Source organism: Arthrobacter sp. R4-81 (genome assembly GCF_054792365.1).
Map to the genome: position 1 here is coordinate 1,300,565 of NZ_CP096445.1, position 14,426 is coordinate 1,314,990.

10 protein-coding genes, 2 tRNA genes and 1 pseudogene are annotated in these 14,426 nt (G+C 63.5%); 8 read left to right on the forward strand and 5 right to left on the reverse strand.

Annotation, left to right across the window (positions count from 1 at the left end; genetic code table 11):
* Positions 1-32 precede the first annotated feature (32 nt).
* Positions 33-1,709, forward strand: coding sequence for an AMP-binding protein (locus tag M1E05_RS06100; protein WP_458111674.1), 1,677 nt, complete (start codon positions 33-35; stop codon positions 1,707-1,709).
* A gap of 14 nt (positions 1,710-1,723) precedes the next feature.
* Here the strand turns inward: M1E05_RS06100 and M1E05_RS06105 are convergent, their stop codons facing one another.
* Positions 1,724-2,704 (reverse strand): DNA-3-methyladenine glycosylase family protein, encoded by a 981-nt coding sequence (locus M1E05_RS06105; RefSeq protein ID WP_458114547.1) that lies wholly within the window; start codon positions 2,702-2,704, stop codon positions 1,724-1,726.
* 237 nt (positions 2,705-2,941) lie between these two features.
* On the opposite strand from M1E05_RS06105, the gene M1E05_RS06110 reads away from it, so the two are divergent.
* The 3 genes from M1E05_RS06110 (at position 2,942) to M1E05_RS06120 (ending at position 6,043) form a co-directional block, all read left to right on the forward strand.
* On the forward strand, positions 2,942-3,364 hold the full coding sequence (locus tag M1E05_RS06110) for a VOC family protein (RefSeq protein WP_461164747.1): 423 nt from the start codon (positions 2,942-2,944) through the stop codon (positions 3,362-3,364).
* 76 nt (positions 3,365-3,440) lie between these two features.
* Positions 3,441-4,826, forward strand: a complete 1,386-nt coding sequence (locus tag M1E05_RS06115) for a cystathionine beta-synthase (RefSeq protein WP_458111672.1) — start codon at positions 3,441-3,443, stop codon at positions 4,824-4,826.
* Between the two features lie 35 nt (positions 4,827-4,861).
* The gene (locus tag M1E05_RS06120; RefSeq protein ID WP_461164748.1) at positions 4,862-6,043 is read left to right on the forward strand and encodes a cystathionine gamma-synthase; all 1,182 of its coding nucleotides are present in this window, start codon (positions 4,862-4,864) and stop codon (positions 6,041-6,043) included.
* On the opposite strand, the pseudogene M1E05_RS06125 reads toward M1E05_RS06120, so the two are convergent.
* The 4 genes and pseudogenes from M1E05_RS06125 to M1E05_RS06140 all read right to left on the reverse strand — a co-directional run bounded on the left by M1E05_RS06125 (position 6,040) and on the right by M1E05_RS06140 (position 10,463).
* Positions 6,040-7,088 (reverse strand): annotated as a pseudogene (locus M1E05_RS06125) (acyl-CoA dehydrogenase family protein). The gene M1E05_RS06120 and the pseudogene M1E05_RS06125 sit on opposite strands and share 4 nt — an antisense overlap.
* A 9-nt stretch (positions 7,089-7,097) precedes the next feature.
* Entirely contained in the window at positions 7,098-8,600 is a 1,503-nt protein-coding gene (locus M1E05_RS06130) for an APC family permease (protein WP_461164749.1), read from the reverse strand.
* Entirely contained in the window at positions 8,597-9,808 is a 1,212-nt protein-coding gene (locus M1E05_RS06135) for a glutathionylspermidine synthase family protein (protein WP_461164750.1), read from the reverse strand. The genes M1E05_RS06130 and M1E05_RS06135 overlap by 4 nt, the downstream gene beginning before the upstream one ends.
* 1 nt (position 9,809) lies before the next feature.
* A complete protein-coding gene (locus M1E05_RS06140; RefSeq protein WP_461164751.1) occupies positions 9,810-10,463 on the reverse strand; it encodes a Tat pathway signal protein in 654 nt (217 codons plus the stop codon).
* A 183-nt stretch (positions 10,464-10,646) separates the two neighbouring features.
* Here M1E05_RS06140 and M1E05_RS06145 point away from each other — a divergent pair, with 183 nt between their 5' ends.
* From M1E05_RS06145 to M1E05_RS06160, 4 genes are all read left to right on the forward strand, one after another.
* On the forward strand, positions 10,647-11,300 hold the full coding sequence (locus M1E05_RS06145; protein WP_461164752.1) for an MOSC domain-containing protein: 654 nt from the start codon (positions 10,647-10,649) through the stop codon (positions 11,298-11,300).
* Between the two features lie 487 nt (positions 11,301-11,787).
* Entirely contained in the window at positions 11,788-14,004 is a 2,217-nt protein-coding gene (locus M1E05_RS06150) for a DEAD/DEAH box helicase (RefSeq protein ID WP_461164753.1), read from the forward strand.
* A gap of 215 nt (positions 14,005-14,219) precedes the next feature.
* Positions 14,220-14,291 (forward strand) — tRNA-Thr (locus M1E05_RS06155).
* A gap of 61 nt (positions 14,292-14,352) precedes the next feature.
* Positions 14,353-14,426: transfer RNA gene (locus tag M1E05_RS06160), tRNA-Met, on the forward strand.

Genomic DNA, 14,426 nt, shown 5'->3' on the forward strand with positions numbered 1-14,426 from the left:
TCAGGAAGCCGGGGACGCTGTAGCGTGCCAGCATGCGCGCTTACACAGCCGGGGACACTGACGTCCCGTTGCTCGAAGAGACCATCGGTCAGAATCTTGAGCGGATGGTGGCCGAATTTCCCTTCCACGATGCGCTGATTGAAGCGGCCCCGGTTGCCGGCGAAGATGCGCGCCGGTGGAGTTATACGAAGTTCAACGACGACGTCGACCGGCTCGCGAGGGCGCTGCTGGCCATGGGAATCGGCAAAGGGGACAGGATCGGGATCTGGAGTCCCAACTGCGCCGAATGGACCATCCTGCAGTACGCCACGGCCAAGGCCGGGGCCATTCTGGTCAACGTCAATCCCGCCTACCGCAGCCACGAACTCGAATTTGTGGTGAAACAAAACGGCATGCGGATGCTGGTAGCGGCGCCCTCGGACAGCAACAGCGACTACGTGGGCATGGCCCGCGAGGCCCTCGCCGCGTGCCCGGCCCTTCAGGGGCTTGTTTTCCTGCCGGATTCCGGAGTGGAGGGCCTCGACGCCGGTGTCCCGGAAAGCGACACCGAATTGAGTTACGCCGAGCTGCTCAAGCGCGCCGACGACGTCGGGCATGCCGGCTTGAAGGCGCGGATGGCGGAACTTGACCCGCACGATCCCATAAATCTGCAGTACACATCGGGAACCACCGGATTTCCCAAAGGCGCGACGCTGACGCACCACAACATCCTGAACAACGGCTACGCGATTGGTGAGCTGCTCGGCTACACCGAACATGACCGCGTGGTGATCCCGGTGCCGTTTTACCACTGCTTCGGCATGGTGATCGGCAACCTCAACGCCCTCAGTCACGGAGCTGCCACCATCATTCCAAGCCGTGGATTCAGCCCGTCCGCTGCCCTCGAAGCAGTCCAGGACTTCGGCGGGACCTCCCTGTACGGCGTTCCCACCATGTTCATCGCCGAACTCGCGCTGCCGGACTTTGCGTCCTACGATCTCTCCACTCTCCGCACCGGGGTGATGGCAGGGTCCACGTGTCCTGTCGAGGTGATGAACCGGGTCATTGCAGACATGAACATGCGGGACGTTGCCATTTGCTACGGCATGACCGAGACGTCCCCCGTCTCCACCATGACCCGGCGGGGAGACACGTTGGAACACCGCACCCAGACCGTGGGCCGGACCATGCCCAGGCTTGAGAGCCAGATCATCGACCCGGGCACCGGGGAGGTGCTGGAGCATGGCCAGATCGGGGAACTGTGCACCCGGGGTTACGCGGTGATGCAGGGCTACTGGAACCAGCCCGAAAAGACCGCCGAGGCTATCGACGCGGACGGCTGGATGCACACCGGAGACCTGGCCCGGATGGACGACGACGGTTACGTGGTGATTGAGGGCCGGATCAAGGACATGGTGATCCGCGGCGGCGAGAACATCTATCCCCGGGAGATCGAGGAGTTCCTCTACACCCACCCTGCGATCCAGGACGTCCAGGTGATTGGCGTCCCGGATGCCAGGTACGGCGAGGAACTGATGGCCTGCATCATCCAGGTGCCAGGAACCGAGCCCCTGGATGCGGATGCCGTAGCCGACTTCTGCCGCGGACGCCTGGCCCACTACAAGATTCCCCGCTATGTGGATGTCAGGGAAAGCTTCCCGATGACGGTATCCGGCAAAGTCCGCAAAGTGGAGATGCGCGAGGAAGCAGTGGCCAGGCTGGGGCTCTGACTGGAGCGGTAGGCTCAGTGCCTTCGGTGGTCCTGAATGGTCATCCGGGGTCCGAAGGTGGGTTTGCGGAAGCCGCTCAGACCGATCATCCGGACGACACGTTGGCGGTGCCCCTTCCACGGTGCGAGCAGGTCCAGCATGCCGGCGTCGTCCGTTCTCCTGCCTGTCAGCGCCGCACCGACGTAAGCCGCGAGGTGGTAGTCGCCCACTGCGATGGAGTCCGGGCAGCCGTGCGTGCGCTGCACTACCTCGGCGGCGGTCCACACTCCGATCCCCGGAATAGTCTGCATCTTTTCGGCTGCCTCCGCGGCCGGCAGCCCGGCGAGGCGTTCAAGCGCGGCGGCGGAGCGCAGCGCCCGCATGACGGTAGCAGATCGTTGGGGTCCCACTCCCGCCTTATGCCACTCCCAGGACGGAATGCGGAGCCATGCCTCGGGCGTCGGTGGCACCAGGAGTCCGGCGGGGGCAAAGGTACCGGCGCCGGGGGCAGGGGTGCCGTGGCGGTACATGAGGTAGCGGTAGCCGCGGCGTGCCTCGATGACCGTGACCTTCTGCTCCAGAATCGTAGGCACCAGGGAATCAACGACCCGCAATGTGGAAGGCAAACGCACAGCCCTGTTCCGGCGTCGGGCTTCAACCACCAACGGAGGAAGCGTGGCGTGGAACGCCGGTTCATCAAAAGCGGACCAGTCATCCCCGGCCCCGAGCAGCGCCGGCACGCCCTCGATCGCGGCAGTGGAGCCGGGGCCCCATGCGGCAGCATCGATTACCGTTCCGGAACCGGAAGTCCGTGGTGAGAGACGCAGGGTGGCCGGGCCGTCCGGCGTCGTAAAGGCCAGCCAGTATCCATCACGCCGGATGCTGGCGGCGGGATCTGAGTTTCCTCGCAGAAGGATGCCCAGTGTCTGGAGGAGGTCATAGTCCCCATCCGGTGACCACTGCAGCGAGGCATCGGCATGCGTTGTCCCGTCGCTGGCAGCTGTCCCGAGTTGAATGCCAGGGGCGTCGGCAAACGCGGCGACAGGCGCCAAGCCTGTATATGGGGGAGCGGGGGTCACATGACTATGCTCCCACGCCCGGCTGACAGGAACGCGGACTGGTCAGTGGGGCAGGGGCCGGGGGCACACACGTACAGGGTCCCTCCCACGCTTACCCGAAAAGGGCGCCGAGACTAGAATTTGCGTGTGGCGCGGACCGCCCGTGCCAGGCCTTTCGAATTGTCAGGTGAATCAATGGCTGGACGAGTTGTGCACTTCGAAATCCCCACGGACGATCAGGACCGTGCCAGGGAGTTTTACAGTTCGGCATTTGGATGGGATATCAGCCCGGTGCCGGATATGGACTACAACATGGTGATGACGACGCCAACTGATCAACAGGGAACGCCGACCGAACCGGGCTCCATCAACGGCGGAATGTTCAAGAAGGAGGGGGAGCTCACAGTCCCCGTCATCACCGTGGACGTGGAGGACATCGATGCCTCCCTGGCCAAAATCGCGGGCCTTGGCGGGACGGTGGTTTCCCCCAAGCAGCCTGTAATGGACATGGGCTTTGCGGCGTACTTCAGGGACAGCGAAGGAAATCTCATGGGGCTGTGGCAGAACGCCTCTCCCAGCGAACAGAGCGCGGCTGCCGAGCAGCAGCCGGCCGGCTAGCCATCAGCACCCCGCCGGGCAGAAGGGCGTGTGGCCGACCAAGGCCAGGCACGGCACTAGCGGTAACTTTGTACCTATGAAGTATGCCCAGTCCATCCTGGACCTCATCGGCAACACCCCGCTGATCAAACTGAACCACGTCACCGAAGGCATCAGGGCTACCGTCCTGGTCAAACTCGAGTACCTGAACCCCGGCGGCTCCATCAAGGACCGTATCGCGGCGAAGATGATTGAGGATGCTGAGCGCAGCGGCAAACTCCAGCCCGGCGGAACCATAGTGGAACCAACCTCCGGAAACACCGGAGTCGGACTCGCCCTTGTAGCCCAGCAAAAGGGCTACAAGTGCATTTTCGTGGTGCCGGACAAAGTGGGCGAGGACAAACGCGCCGTCCTCCAGGCCTACGGGGCGGAGGTCGTAGTCACTCCCACCTCCGTCGCACCGGACAGCCCACAGAGCTACTACAGTGTCTCCGACCGGCTCGTGACGGAGATCCCCGGCGCCTACAAGCCGGACCAGTTCTCCAATCCGGCCGCGCCCGGCAGCCACTACCTGACCACCGGCCCTGAGATCTGGGAGGACACGGACGGTAAGGTCACGCATGTTGTGATCGGCGCCGGAACCGGCGGCACCATCACCGGCACCGGGCGTTACCTCAAGGAGGTTTCGGCCGACCGTCCCGAGTCCGACGGCGGCCGGGTCAGGATCATCGGGGCTGACCCCGCCGGCTCGGTCTACTCAGGCGGAACCGGGCGGCCGTACTTCGTCGAGGGCGTGGGCGAGGACATGTGGCCAGCCAACTACGACAAAGCCGTCCCTGACAACGTCATCGCCGTCACTGACGGGGACTCCTTTGCCATGACCAGGCGCCTGGCCCGCGAGGAAGGACTCCTGGTGGGAGGATCATCGGGCATGGCCGTGGTCGCGGCGTTGCAGACCGCCCGGGACCTACCGGAGAGTGCTGTGGTGGTGGTTATCCTGCCCGATTCAGGCCGCGGTTACCTCGCCAAGATCTTCAACGACAAGTGGATGCGCTCCTACGGCTTCCTGTCCGGCGGCGAGGAAACCTCCGTGGGAGAGGTGCTTAAGTCCAAAACGGGGGAGCTGCCTGACCTGGTGCACATCCACCCGAATGAGAGCGTCCGCGACGTCATCAACATCATGAACGAGTTCGGCGTCAGCCACATCCCTGTCCTGTCGCAGGAACCACCGGTGGTCATGGGCGAGGTGCTGGGCGCCGTCGATGAACGCTCCCTGACCGCCAAACTGTTCCGCGGTGAAGCCAAGCTGACGGACAAGATCGCCGAACACATGGGGGAGAAGCTGCCCGTCATCGGCTCGCTGGAAACCATTTCGGCCGCCCGCGAACTGCTTTCCGACGTCGACACCGTGATGGTGACGTTTGTCGGCGCCCCGGTGGGTATCCTCACCCGCCACGACCTGCTCGCCTACCTCAGCCACTGACCGCCTCCCTACTCAGCAACGACTCAAGGAGCATCATGCCCGTCTCAGAATCCGCCGGCTTCAACACCCGCGCCGTTCACGCCGGCCAGGCCTTCGAACCCCGTACCGGTGCCGTGGTCCCGCCGCTGCACTTCAGCTCCACTTACGCGCAGGACGGGATCGGCGGGCTCCGGGACGGTTACGAATACGGCCGCGGCGCCAATCCCACCCGTGATTCACTTCAGGAGCAGCTTGCTGCCGTGGAAGGCGGCACGGCAGCCTTTTCCTTCGGCTCGGGCCTGGCCGCGGAAGACTCCCTCATCCGGGCGCTCACCCGGCCGGGGGATCATATCGTTCTCGGCAATGACGCCTACGGCGGAACATACCGCCTGATCAACGGCATCCTGGGCGACTGGGGGATCGGGAACACGCCCGTGGATATGGCCAACCTCGATGCCGTGAGGGATGCCGTTGCGGCCAACAGGACACGGTTCGTCTGGGTTGAAACACCGTCCAACCCGCTCATGAAGATCACCGACATGGCGGCGCTCGCCGAGATAGCGCACGACGCCGGGGCCCTCCTCGTGGTGGACAACACCTTTGCGTCCCCCTACCTGCAGAACCCGCTCGGCTTCGGGGCTGACGTCGTGGTTCACTCCACCACCAAATACATCGGCGGACACTCCGACGTGGTGGGCGGTGCCCTGGTGGTCAAGGATCCGGAGCTGGCGGAGAAGATCGGCTTTGTGCAGTTCGCCGTCGGAGCGGTCTCCGGCCCGATGGACGCCTTCCTGACCACCCGCGGGCTCAAGACCCTGGGTGTGCGTATGGACCGCCACAGCGAGAACGCCCAGGCCGTGGCGGAGTGGCTGCTGGAACGTCCCGAGGTGGAGGCCGTGCTGTACCCGGGCCTGCCGTCGCATCCGGGACACGAGCTCGCCAGGAAACAGATGAAGAAGTTCGGGGGCATGGTCTCCGTCCAGTTCAAGGAAGGAGAGGCCGCAGCCCGGAAGGTCGCCGAGTCCACCTCCGTCTTTACCCTGGCCGAGTCCCTTGGCGGGATCGAGTCCCTCATGAACTACCCGGCGGAGATGACCCACGCCTCCGTCAAAGGCACGGAACTGGCTGTCCCCGAGAACCTCATCCGGCTGTCCTGCGGGATCGAAGATGTTGAGGATCTGATCGCCGACCTGGACCACGCCTTCTCGTTCATCTCCAATGGCCGTACCGGGAGCTAGCGGAAGCTGGGCAACCCGGTTATATGCTGGCCCAGGATCAGGCTGTGCACCTCGTCAGTTCCCTCGTAGGTGCGGACGGATTCCAGATTGGCAGCATGGCGCAGAGGAGAGTGTTCCAGGGTAATCCCGTTGCCGCCGAGGATGGTGCGGGCCTCCCGTGCGATGGCAATGGCTTCCCGGACGTTGTTGAGCTTGCCGAGTGAAATCTGCTCCGGAAGCAACTTTCCGGCGTCCTTGAGGCGTCCCAGATGAAGAGCCAACAGCGTGCCCTTCTGGATTTCCAGCAGCATGTTGACCAGCTTCTCCTGAGTCAGCTGATAGCCGGCCAGGGGCTTGCCGAACTGCAGGCGCTCAACGGAATACCCCAAGGCTGCCTCGTAGGAGTCTCTGGCGGCGCCCATGGCACCCCAGACGATTCCGTACCGCGCTTCGTTGAGGCAAGTGAACGGGCCCCGCAGGCCGCGCGCTCCTGGCAGCAGGGCTTCGGGACCTAGCCGGACGCCGTCGAACGTCACATCACACTGAATGGAAGCGCGCATTGAGAGCTTTTGCCCGATAGGTGTGGCCGTGACGCCGTGCGTACCGGAGGGAACCAGGAAGCCGCGGATGCCGTCGTCGGTCCTGGCCCAGACCACCATCACCCCCGCAACAGAGGCAAGGCCGATCCACCGTTTCGTGCCGTCCAGCAGCCAGCCTGCGCCCTCTCCGCTTCCGTCCCGCCGTGTCTGATACCCGAGTCCCCGGCCTCCAGTTCCATCGCGGCCAGGCCGTACTCGACGGCTGTGCGGCCCGGGCAGCCATACCCGCGAAGACTCATTCCGAGCACGCCCAGTTCGCCGAGCTCGGGAGCAAGCTCCAGCGGAAATACCGCGTCCTCGTACCAAGCGGCAATACCCGGACGGATTCGCTGATCGGTGAAATCCCGTATCCGCTGCCGTAACGCCAGTTCCTCAGGGCTTAGCAGCGCGTCCAGAGCCAAGACGTCGGAGCTGGATGGAATCGAGGCGGCCGCGGGGATGGCGGAAAATTCAGCAGCGTTGCTCATTGGAGCATCCTACGGGCTGACTGTGGTGACCTCCCGTTTGCTGACGAAGTAACCACGGGTGGCCGGTGCAAACCGGCACATTACGGCCAGGACCACGCCCATCGACAACAGGAGCACGCCGCTCACAAACGCGCCGCCCACCCCGAAGATCTCTGTGTCGCCGTAGGCCGGGTCCCACATCTGGACCGCGGAAACAAAGAAGGCCGCTGTCAGCATCAGGGCACCGAGCAAAGGCAGGATGCCGCGGAACCACAGATTCCTGGCTGACTCGCGGAGCGTTCCGCGGAAGAACCAGAAACACGCAAAGCCTGTCAGCGCATAGTAAAAGGCAATGAAGAGGCTGATCGAGCTGATGGAATCAGACAGCAGGTTTTCGCTGAGGATGCTCATGACCACATAGTAGGCAATGGCTGCGACCCCCATCACTGTGGTGGAAAACCCTGGTGTCTGGTTGCGGGGGTGGACCTGGCCGAACCTGGCCGGGAGGGCCCCATGGACTCCCATCGAGAGCGTTCCTCGCGCAGTTGGCAGGATGGTGGTTTGGGTTGAGGACAGCACTGAGGCAAGCACCGCCACCACGATGAGCCAGCCCCAGGGACCCAGGACCACGTCCTTCATCGCGACGAAGACATCGTTCTGGTTTTCGGCGTTGGCCAGGCCGATTCCCTCGGTGCCGATCGTGGCGTACAGCATTACCAGGAGGGCCACGGAAACGTAGATGGCAACGAGCAAGAACGCGGAGATGACGGCTCCGCGGCCGGGGGTTCTAGTGGGATTCTCGGTTTCCTCATTGACGGCCAGGCACGTGTCCCAGCCCCAGTAGATGAAAAGGGCCAAGAGCGCCCCGTGCACCACGGCCCCGGGATCGGCAAAGGCACCGACAGGGTTGAACCATTCAATATCGAACGCCTGACCTTCCGGAGCCCCACCCGCAATCCTGAACACGAGGGCCAGCACGAAGATGCCCAGCGAGATGTACTGGACGTACGTCAGGACGCGTTGGACGTGTTCGCCCAGGCGGATGCCCCGGTAGTTCACCAATGTCATAAGGGCGATGAAAAGCACTCCGGTTGCCGTAACCAGGAGGCTGTTATCCGCCAAGGACCCATCACCGATGAGCAGCCAGACATATTGGCCCGCTACCTGGGCGAGGTTTGCCAGCACCACAATGCCAGCCAGAGCGACACCCCATCCGCCGAGCCAGCCGGCCCAGGGACCGAAAGTACGGCGTGCCCAGATGAACGTGGTGCCGCAGTCGGGCATGGCGCTGTTGAGTTCGCGGAAGGCATACGCGATGAACAGCACGGGGATGAAGCCCAGGAGCAGGATCAGGGGAGTGTAGTTGCCATTGACCGCCACAATCAGCCCCAGAGTGGCCGCCAGTGAATACACCGGAGCGGTGGACGCCAGGCCCAGCATGACGGAGTCACCGAGGTCCAGGATCCCGGCCCGCAACCCTTTGGAGGGAACGGGCGAACCGGGGACTCCCGGCGTCGTTGTCTCGGTGCTCATAGTGCAATACCTGCCTTGCTGGATTGTGCCTGGGTGGAAAGGGGAGCAGGCGCGTCAATGGTGTTGGGGACAAAACGGCAGAAGTAATCGGTGATGGGCCCGTCGGATTCGCGGATGCCGCAGCCCACGGATTCTCCATCCACCACCCAAAGCCCCAGCACCGGATGGTTGCCCTCAAAATCAGGGAGCGGGTGGTACTGCTGGTAGCACCAGCCTTCACGGCCATATCCTCCGGGCATCTCCAGATTGATGCCAGGCGCGTTGATGCGGATGTTGTCCCCTTCGCGCCCGTGCAAAGGCTTGGCCACCCATTCCTTGAGTGGCCCGGGATCGTCCAGGTAGGCCGGAAGCAGGTTGGGGTGGTCCGGATAGAGGTGCCAGAGGGCGGCCAGGAGTGCTTTGTTGGAGAGGAGCATCTTCCAGGCAGGCTCCAGCCAGCGAGGGTTGTGGGCACGCTGCAGGAGGCGATGGCCAAACGGCTCCTTCATCATCAGCTCCCAGGGGTAGAGCTTGAAGATGGTGCTGATCATGAAATTGTCCAGATCCACAAAACGGTTGAGATTCGGGTCCCAGCCGATATCGGACATGTTGATGCCGATCGTGGTCCACCCGGCCTGGCCTGCAACGTCCCGCATGTAAGCAGCAGTCATCCAGTCTTCCCCGGATTCCTCGGCCTCAGAGTGCGCAATGTGGAGCGTGCTCATGCCCGTCCGGTACTGGAGCTTCTTCCACTGCCGGATGAGGGCTTCGTGGATCCCGTTCCACTGGTCCTTTTCGGGAAAGACGTCCTGCAGCCAGAACCACTGGGCCACGGCGGCTTCAATCAGCCCGGTCGGGGTATCGGCGTTGTATTCCAGCATTTTGGCGGCGCCACCCTGGCCGTCATAGATGACGTCGAAGCGCCCGTAAATGTCCATATCGCCGGCCTGCAGGGATTCTGCCGCCAGTTCAAGGGCCTGCGGCCCGATTCCGATGGGTCCCATGGCGCCGGTGGCCAGATACTTCGCGGCCTCCAGGCACATGAGGTGGAGGTCCTCGGCAGTCTTTTCGAGGGTTTCCACCTCGTCCATGCTGAACTCGTAGTAGGCGGCTTCGTTCCAGTATTCGATCTTCTTGCCGTCCGGCATGGTGGTGGTGGAGAAAACCAGCCCCTGCTCCTGGATTTTCTCTTTCCAGCCTGGGCGGGGAGCTGAGGAAAGTCTCTTCACGCTATCCGCCCGTACTTCCACCCTTGGAGCTGCTGCCGAAGCCGCCCCTGCTGACAGTGCCGCCCTTGGTGCTGTAACCGGTGGAAGCCTTCGCGCCCTCGGGGATGCTTCTGGTGAAATTTGGGTAGCTGGTCCGGTTCTGACCCACCGGCGGAACGTTGGCACCTCGGGAGTAAAAGTACCACGCGTAGAGTCCGCCGCCCCGGCCGGCGCTGCTGTTGCACTGGGTATCCTCCACCCGTTCACCCGTTGCCTCGTCAAAACAAACCTGCGCGTAGTCCGGCTCATCCGCGTTGCTCGCCACGATGGCGGTAATGGTTCCGGCCAGGAGGGCAGTAACGCCAAGGCCGACGACGACGGTGCGTCGCTGCGAACGCTTCTTCCGGGCCGCCTGTTCCCGTTCCCTCTCGCGGGCGAAGGGGTCGATCAGCGGAGGCGGTCCGTCCTGTGGCTGTGCTGCATCTTGTAGCTGGGTGGGGGGATTCTGCGGATTCAGGAGCTCTGGATGAAGCTCAGGCTTCGGAACCTGGAAGGGCGGCGCCTTGGATCCTGAGGGGTCCGGTGTGAAATCTGCAGGCGAAGTTTTCCACTCCGGCTGTGGTTCCCCTGAAGAGCGGTCGTTTTCGTCCCGGTTCTTGTCCTGATTCGGGTTCATGGGTCCCCCTTGCTTGTCCATGCTGACTCCGATGGCGCACTGCGGGCATGGTCTAACGCCGGAGTGACAATCCTGAAATCAGCCTAGCCGTTGCAAACCCCGTCGGCTAACAGTTTCTGGGGGAGCAGTACCTATCTGCAGCCCGGTCCGCAGGCCGCTGGCGGGAGAACCTAGACTGTTGCCATGAACACCGCCGCTGTGCTTGCAGTCTGCCGCGTACACCAGCTCCTCCAGGATGAGGGGAGTGTGGGTGTCACCGCCATCGACAAGCGACCAGTGACAGGCCCGGTGAAGGTTCACAAACTCGGCCTTCACGCCGATATCCAGGCGAGCCGCGTCCACCATGGCGGCGAGGACCAGGCCCTGTACGCCTACTCGCAAGCCGATGCTGATTACTGGACGGACCAACTGCAGCGGGAGCTTCCGCCCGGAATCTTCGGCGAAAACCTGCGCGTCTCCGGTATCGAAACCACCGGGGCCATCATCGGCGAACGCTGGAAAATCGGGCTCGACGTCGAGGTGGAGGTAACATCCCCCCGAACGCCGTGCGCCACCTTCCAACGCCGCATGAACGAGGCCCAGTGGGTCAAGCGCTTTGCGGAAGCCGGAAAGGTGGGGACCTATCTGCGCGTCCTCCGGACCGGAACCATCAGGGCAGGAGACCACATCCACAAGCTTTACGTGCCCACGCACGGAGTCACCATCGGCAAATGGTTCAGTGAACCCACCGTTGAGGACATGGAGGCACTGCGGGACGCCGACGCCGACGGCGAGATCCGCTTGCAGCCGGAGTTCCAGGAGGCTTTTGCCAGGCTCGAGCGCAGGCTTCAGGCCTAGCCTCGGCCGCCGTCGAGGTCGCCGGAAAGGCGCCGGGTCGCCGTAAACTTCCGGCGAGTTGACCGGTTTCCGGCGACTTCACCGATGTCGTGCAGGCGGAAGGTGCGCCATGTGCGCAAGGTCACGGCCGCCGTCGGCCTCCCGATTTCCCTGAGTTGGCACCTGTACCCTACACTTGAAACATCCCCCACTCCGGAAATCCCTTATTCTTGCCCAATTTTTGAGGCAGGACTGGCAAGTGTTGGGGCCCGACAATGTGATTGCGGGCATTTTCATAGGGAGAGCCGGCTAAAGAAAACGCTGTACAGACTGCTGGGATAGCAGCCAAGAGATGCAGCGGGAAGTCCTGCCACGGGATTGCGAAAGCGCCGGACTTCTACGTGACCGGCCGGTCAAAGTATGCCCGGCATCCACGGCACATGTACTGCGGCTCCGCTCACCCTCGGGTTGTGCCGCCTGGCCCCCTATGGATGAGGAATTCTTCCCTATGCCCGAAAATCAGAACGACCCCTTCGAAGCGAACACCGAGATCGCTGCCGGCGTCGAGACTTCCGAGGCAGCCGCACCGGCTGACTCCACCCCCGTCTTCACCGAACCCGCTCCCGTAGAAGCTGCGCCTGCTGAAGAAGCTGCGCCTGCTGCGGAAGCCGCCCGCGAAGAAGCCCCGAAGGCTGACACCTCCGCTGGAGACACTGACACCGAGGCCGAAGGCATCCGCTTCGTGGACCTCGGCATCGATCCCCGCGTTCTTGCTGCGCTGCAGGACGTCGGGTACGAGAAGCCTTCCCCCATCCAGGCAGCAACCATCCCGCTGCTGCTCGAAGGCCGCGACGTCGTGGGCCTGGCTCAGACCGGAACCGGTAAGACTGCAGCATTCGCAGTACCGGCACTTTCCCGGCTGGCCGAGCTCCACGACCTCAACGGCCCGTCCCGCAAGACGCAGGCCCTGGTGCTGGCTCCGACCCGCGAGCTTGCCCTCCAGGTCGCCGAGGCGTTCACCTCCTACGCCAAGCACATCGATGACTTCACCGTGCTTCCCGTTTACGGTGGCTCCGCCTATGGTCCTCAGCTGGCCGGCCTGCGCCGCGGCGCCCAGGTTGTTGTCGGTACCCCGGGCCGTGTGATCGACCACATCGCCAAGGGTTCCCTGGACCTCTCCGAACTCCAGTACCTCGTGCTGGATGAGGCCGACGAGATGCTCCGCATGGGCTTCGCTGAAGATGTTGAGCAGATCTTCCAGCAGACCCCCTCGGACCGCCAGGTGGCACTGTTCTCGGCCACCATGCCGAGTCAGATCCGCCGGATGTCCAAGCAGTACCTGAACAACCCGGCCGAGATCTCGGTGAAGTCCAAGACCACCACCGGTGCCAACACCAAGCAGCGCTACCTGCAGGTCATGGGCCCGCACAAGCTTGACGCGCTGACCCGCATCCTCGAGGTTGAAGAGTTCGACGGCGTCATCGCCTTCGTACGCACCAAGATGGCCACCGAGGACCTCGCGGACAAGCTGAAGTCCCGCGGTTTCCAGGCAGCCGCGATCAACGGCGACATCCCGCAGCAGCAGCGCGAACGCACTGTTGAGGCGCTGAAGGAAGGCCGCATCGACATTCTGGTTGCCACCGATGTCGCTGCCCGTGGTCTTGACGTGGAACGAATCAGCCACGTCATCAACTACGACATCCCGCATGACACCGAGTCCTACGTGCACCGCATTGGCCGCACCGGCCGTGCAGGCCGTTCGGGTGACGCGATCCTGTTCATGACGCCGCGGGAGAAGTACCTGCTGCGTTCCATCGAAAAGGCCACGCGCCAGCCGGTGGAGCAGATGCACCTGCCTACTGCCGAGACTGTGAACACGCTGCGCCTTGGCAAGTTCGCGGAAAAGATCACGGAGACCCTGGCGTCCCAGGACGTCTCGGCCTTCCGCGACCTCATTGCCTCCTACGAGGAAGAGCACAACGTTCCCGCCGCTGAGATCGCCGCAGCCCTGGCCGTCATGGCTCAGGGCGGACAGCCGCTCCTGGTCAAGGAACTTCCTGCTGCTCCTGAATTCCAGAAGCGCGAACGCGCCAAGGACGGCTTCGGCTCACGTGGCCCCACCCGCACCCTCACCGAGGGCAACGCCACCTACCGGATCGCAGTCGGACGCCGTCAGCGCGTTATGCCGGGTTCCATCGTTGGCGCCATTGCCAACGAAGGCGGCATCTCCTCGGCCCAGATCGGCGGCATCGACATCCGCTCGGACCACTCCCTCGTGGAGCTCCCGGCGGACCTGAGCGCTGACCAGTTGCGCGCCCTGTCCCGCACCCGGATCGGCGGCGAGCTGATCCACCTCGAGCTGGACAACGGCCGCAAGCCCTCCGGTGGCGGCGAGCGTGGCGGTTACCAGGGTAACCGTAGCGGCGACCGCGGCGGTTACTCGGGTGGGGACCGTGGAAACTTCAAGGGCAACGGCGGATTCAAAAAGGAATTCCGGAAGAACGACGGCGACCGCGGCGGTTACGCCGGCGGCGAGCGTTCCTCTGCTGACCGCGGTGGACGCACGTACAGCGAGCGCACCGAGCGCAGCGTTGGAGCCGACAGCGGTGCCAGCCGTGGACAGTCCAGCGACTCCCGCTTCGCAGGACACGGTGACGGCTCGCGCAAGCCCCGCCACGGCAACGAAGGCGGACAGCGCGACTTCAATCGCAAGGGCAAATGGTAAGCCCAGTTAGTCCCTGAGAACGGGCCGGCCTTTACGGGCCGGCCCGTTCTTTTTAAGTGCCGGGAATCCACGATGTTCAGGTGCCGGGCATCAGGCTGCCGTGGCCGCTTTCGGGGCCCCTAAATGGCCGCAGGATCGGCTGAATCAGGGCCTTTCACTCCTTCCTTTCCTCGATTTGTTGGTGGGGAGAATGTCCGGTAGAGTATTTACTCGTTGCCCCCCTAGCTCAGTGGTAGAGCGCGTTCTTGGTAAGAACGAGGTCACCGGATCGATTCCGGTGGGGGGCTCTGAATGAGGGCCTGTGTCAAGGCGGTTTTGACCGGCTTGGTGCAGGTTTTTCTCATTCGTGGCGGTGTAGCTCAGTTGGTTAGAGCGCACGACTCATAATCGTGAGGTCGGGAGATCGAGCCTCCCCACCGCTA

Bases quoted from the DNA above. Each gene is read 5' to 3' on its own strand.
- M1E05_RS06100 (WP_458111674.1), top strand. From the start codon at position 33: ATGCGCGCTTACACAGCCGGGGACACTGACGTCCCGTTGCTCGAAGAG.
- M1E05_RS06110 (WP_461164747.1), top strand. From the start codon at position 2,942: ATGGCTGGACGAGTTGTGCACTTCGAAATCCCCACGGACGATCAGGAC.
- M1E05_RS06115 (WP_458111672.1), top strand. From the start codon at position 3,441: ATGAAGTATGCCCAGTCCATCCTGGACCTCATCGGCAACACCCCGCTG.
- M1E05_RS06120 (WP_461164748.1), top strand. From the start codon at position 4,862: ATGCCCGTCTCAGAATCCGCCGGCTTCAACACCCGCGCCGTTCACGCC.
- M1E05_RS06130 (WP_461164749.1), bottom strand. From the start codon at position 8,600: ATGAGCACCGAGACAACGACGCCGGGAGTCCCCGGTTCGCCCGTTCCC.
- M1E05_RS06140 (WP_461164751.1), bottom strand. From the start codon at position 10,463: ATGAACCCGAATCAGGACAAGAACCGGGACGAAAACGACCGCTCTTCA.
- M1E05_RS06145 (WP_461164752.1), top strand. From the start codon at position 10,647: ATGAACACCGCCGCTGTGCTTGCAGTCTGCCGCGTACACCAGCTCCTC.
- M1E05_RS06150 (WP_461164753.1), top strand. From the start codon at position 11,788: ATGCCCGAAAATCAGAACGACCCCTTCGAAGCGAACACCGAGATCGCT.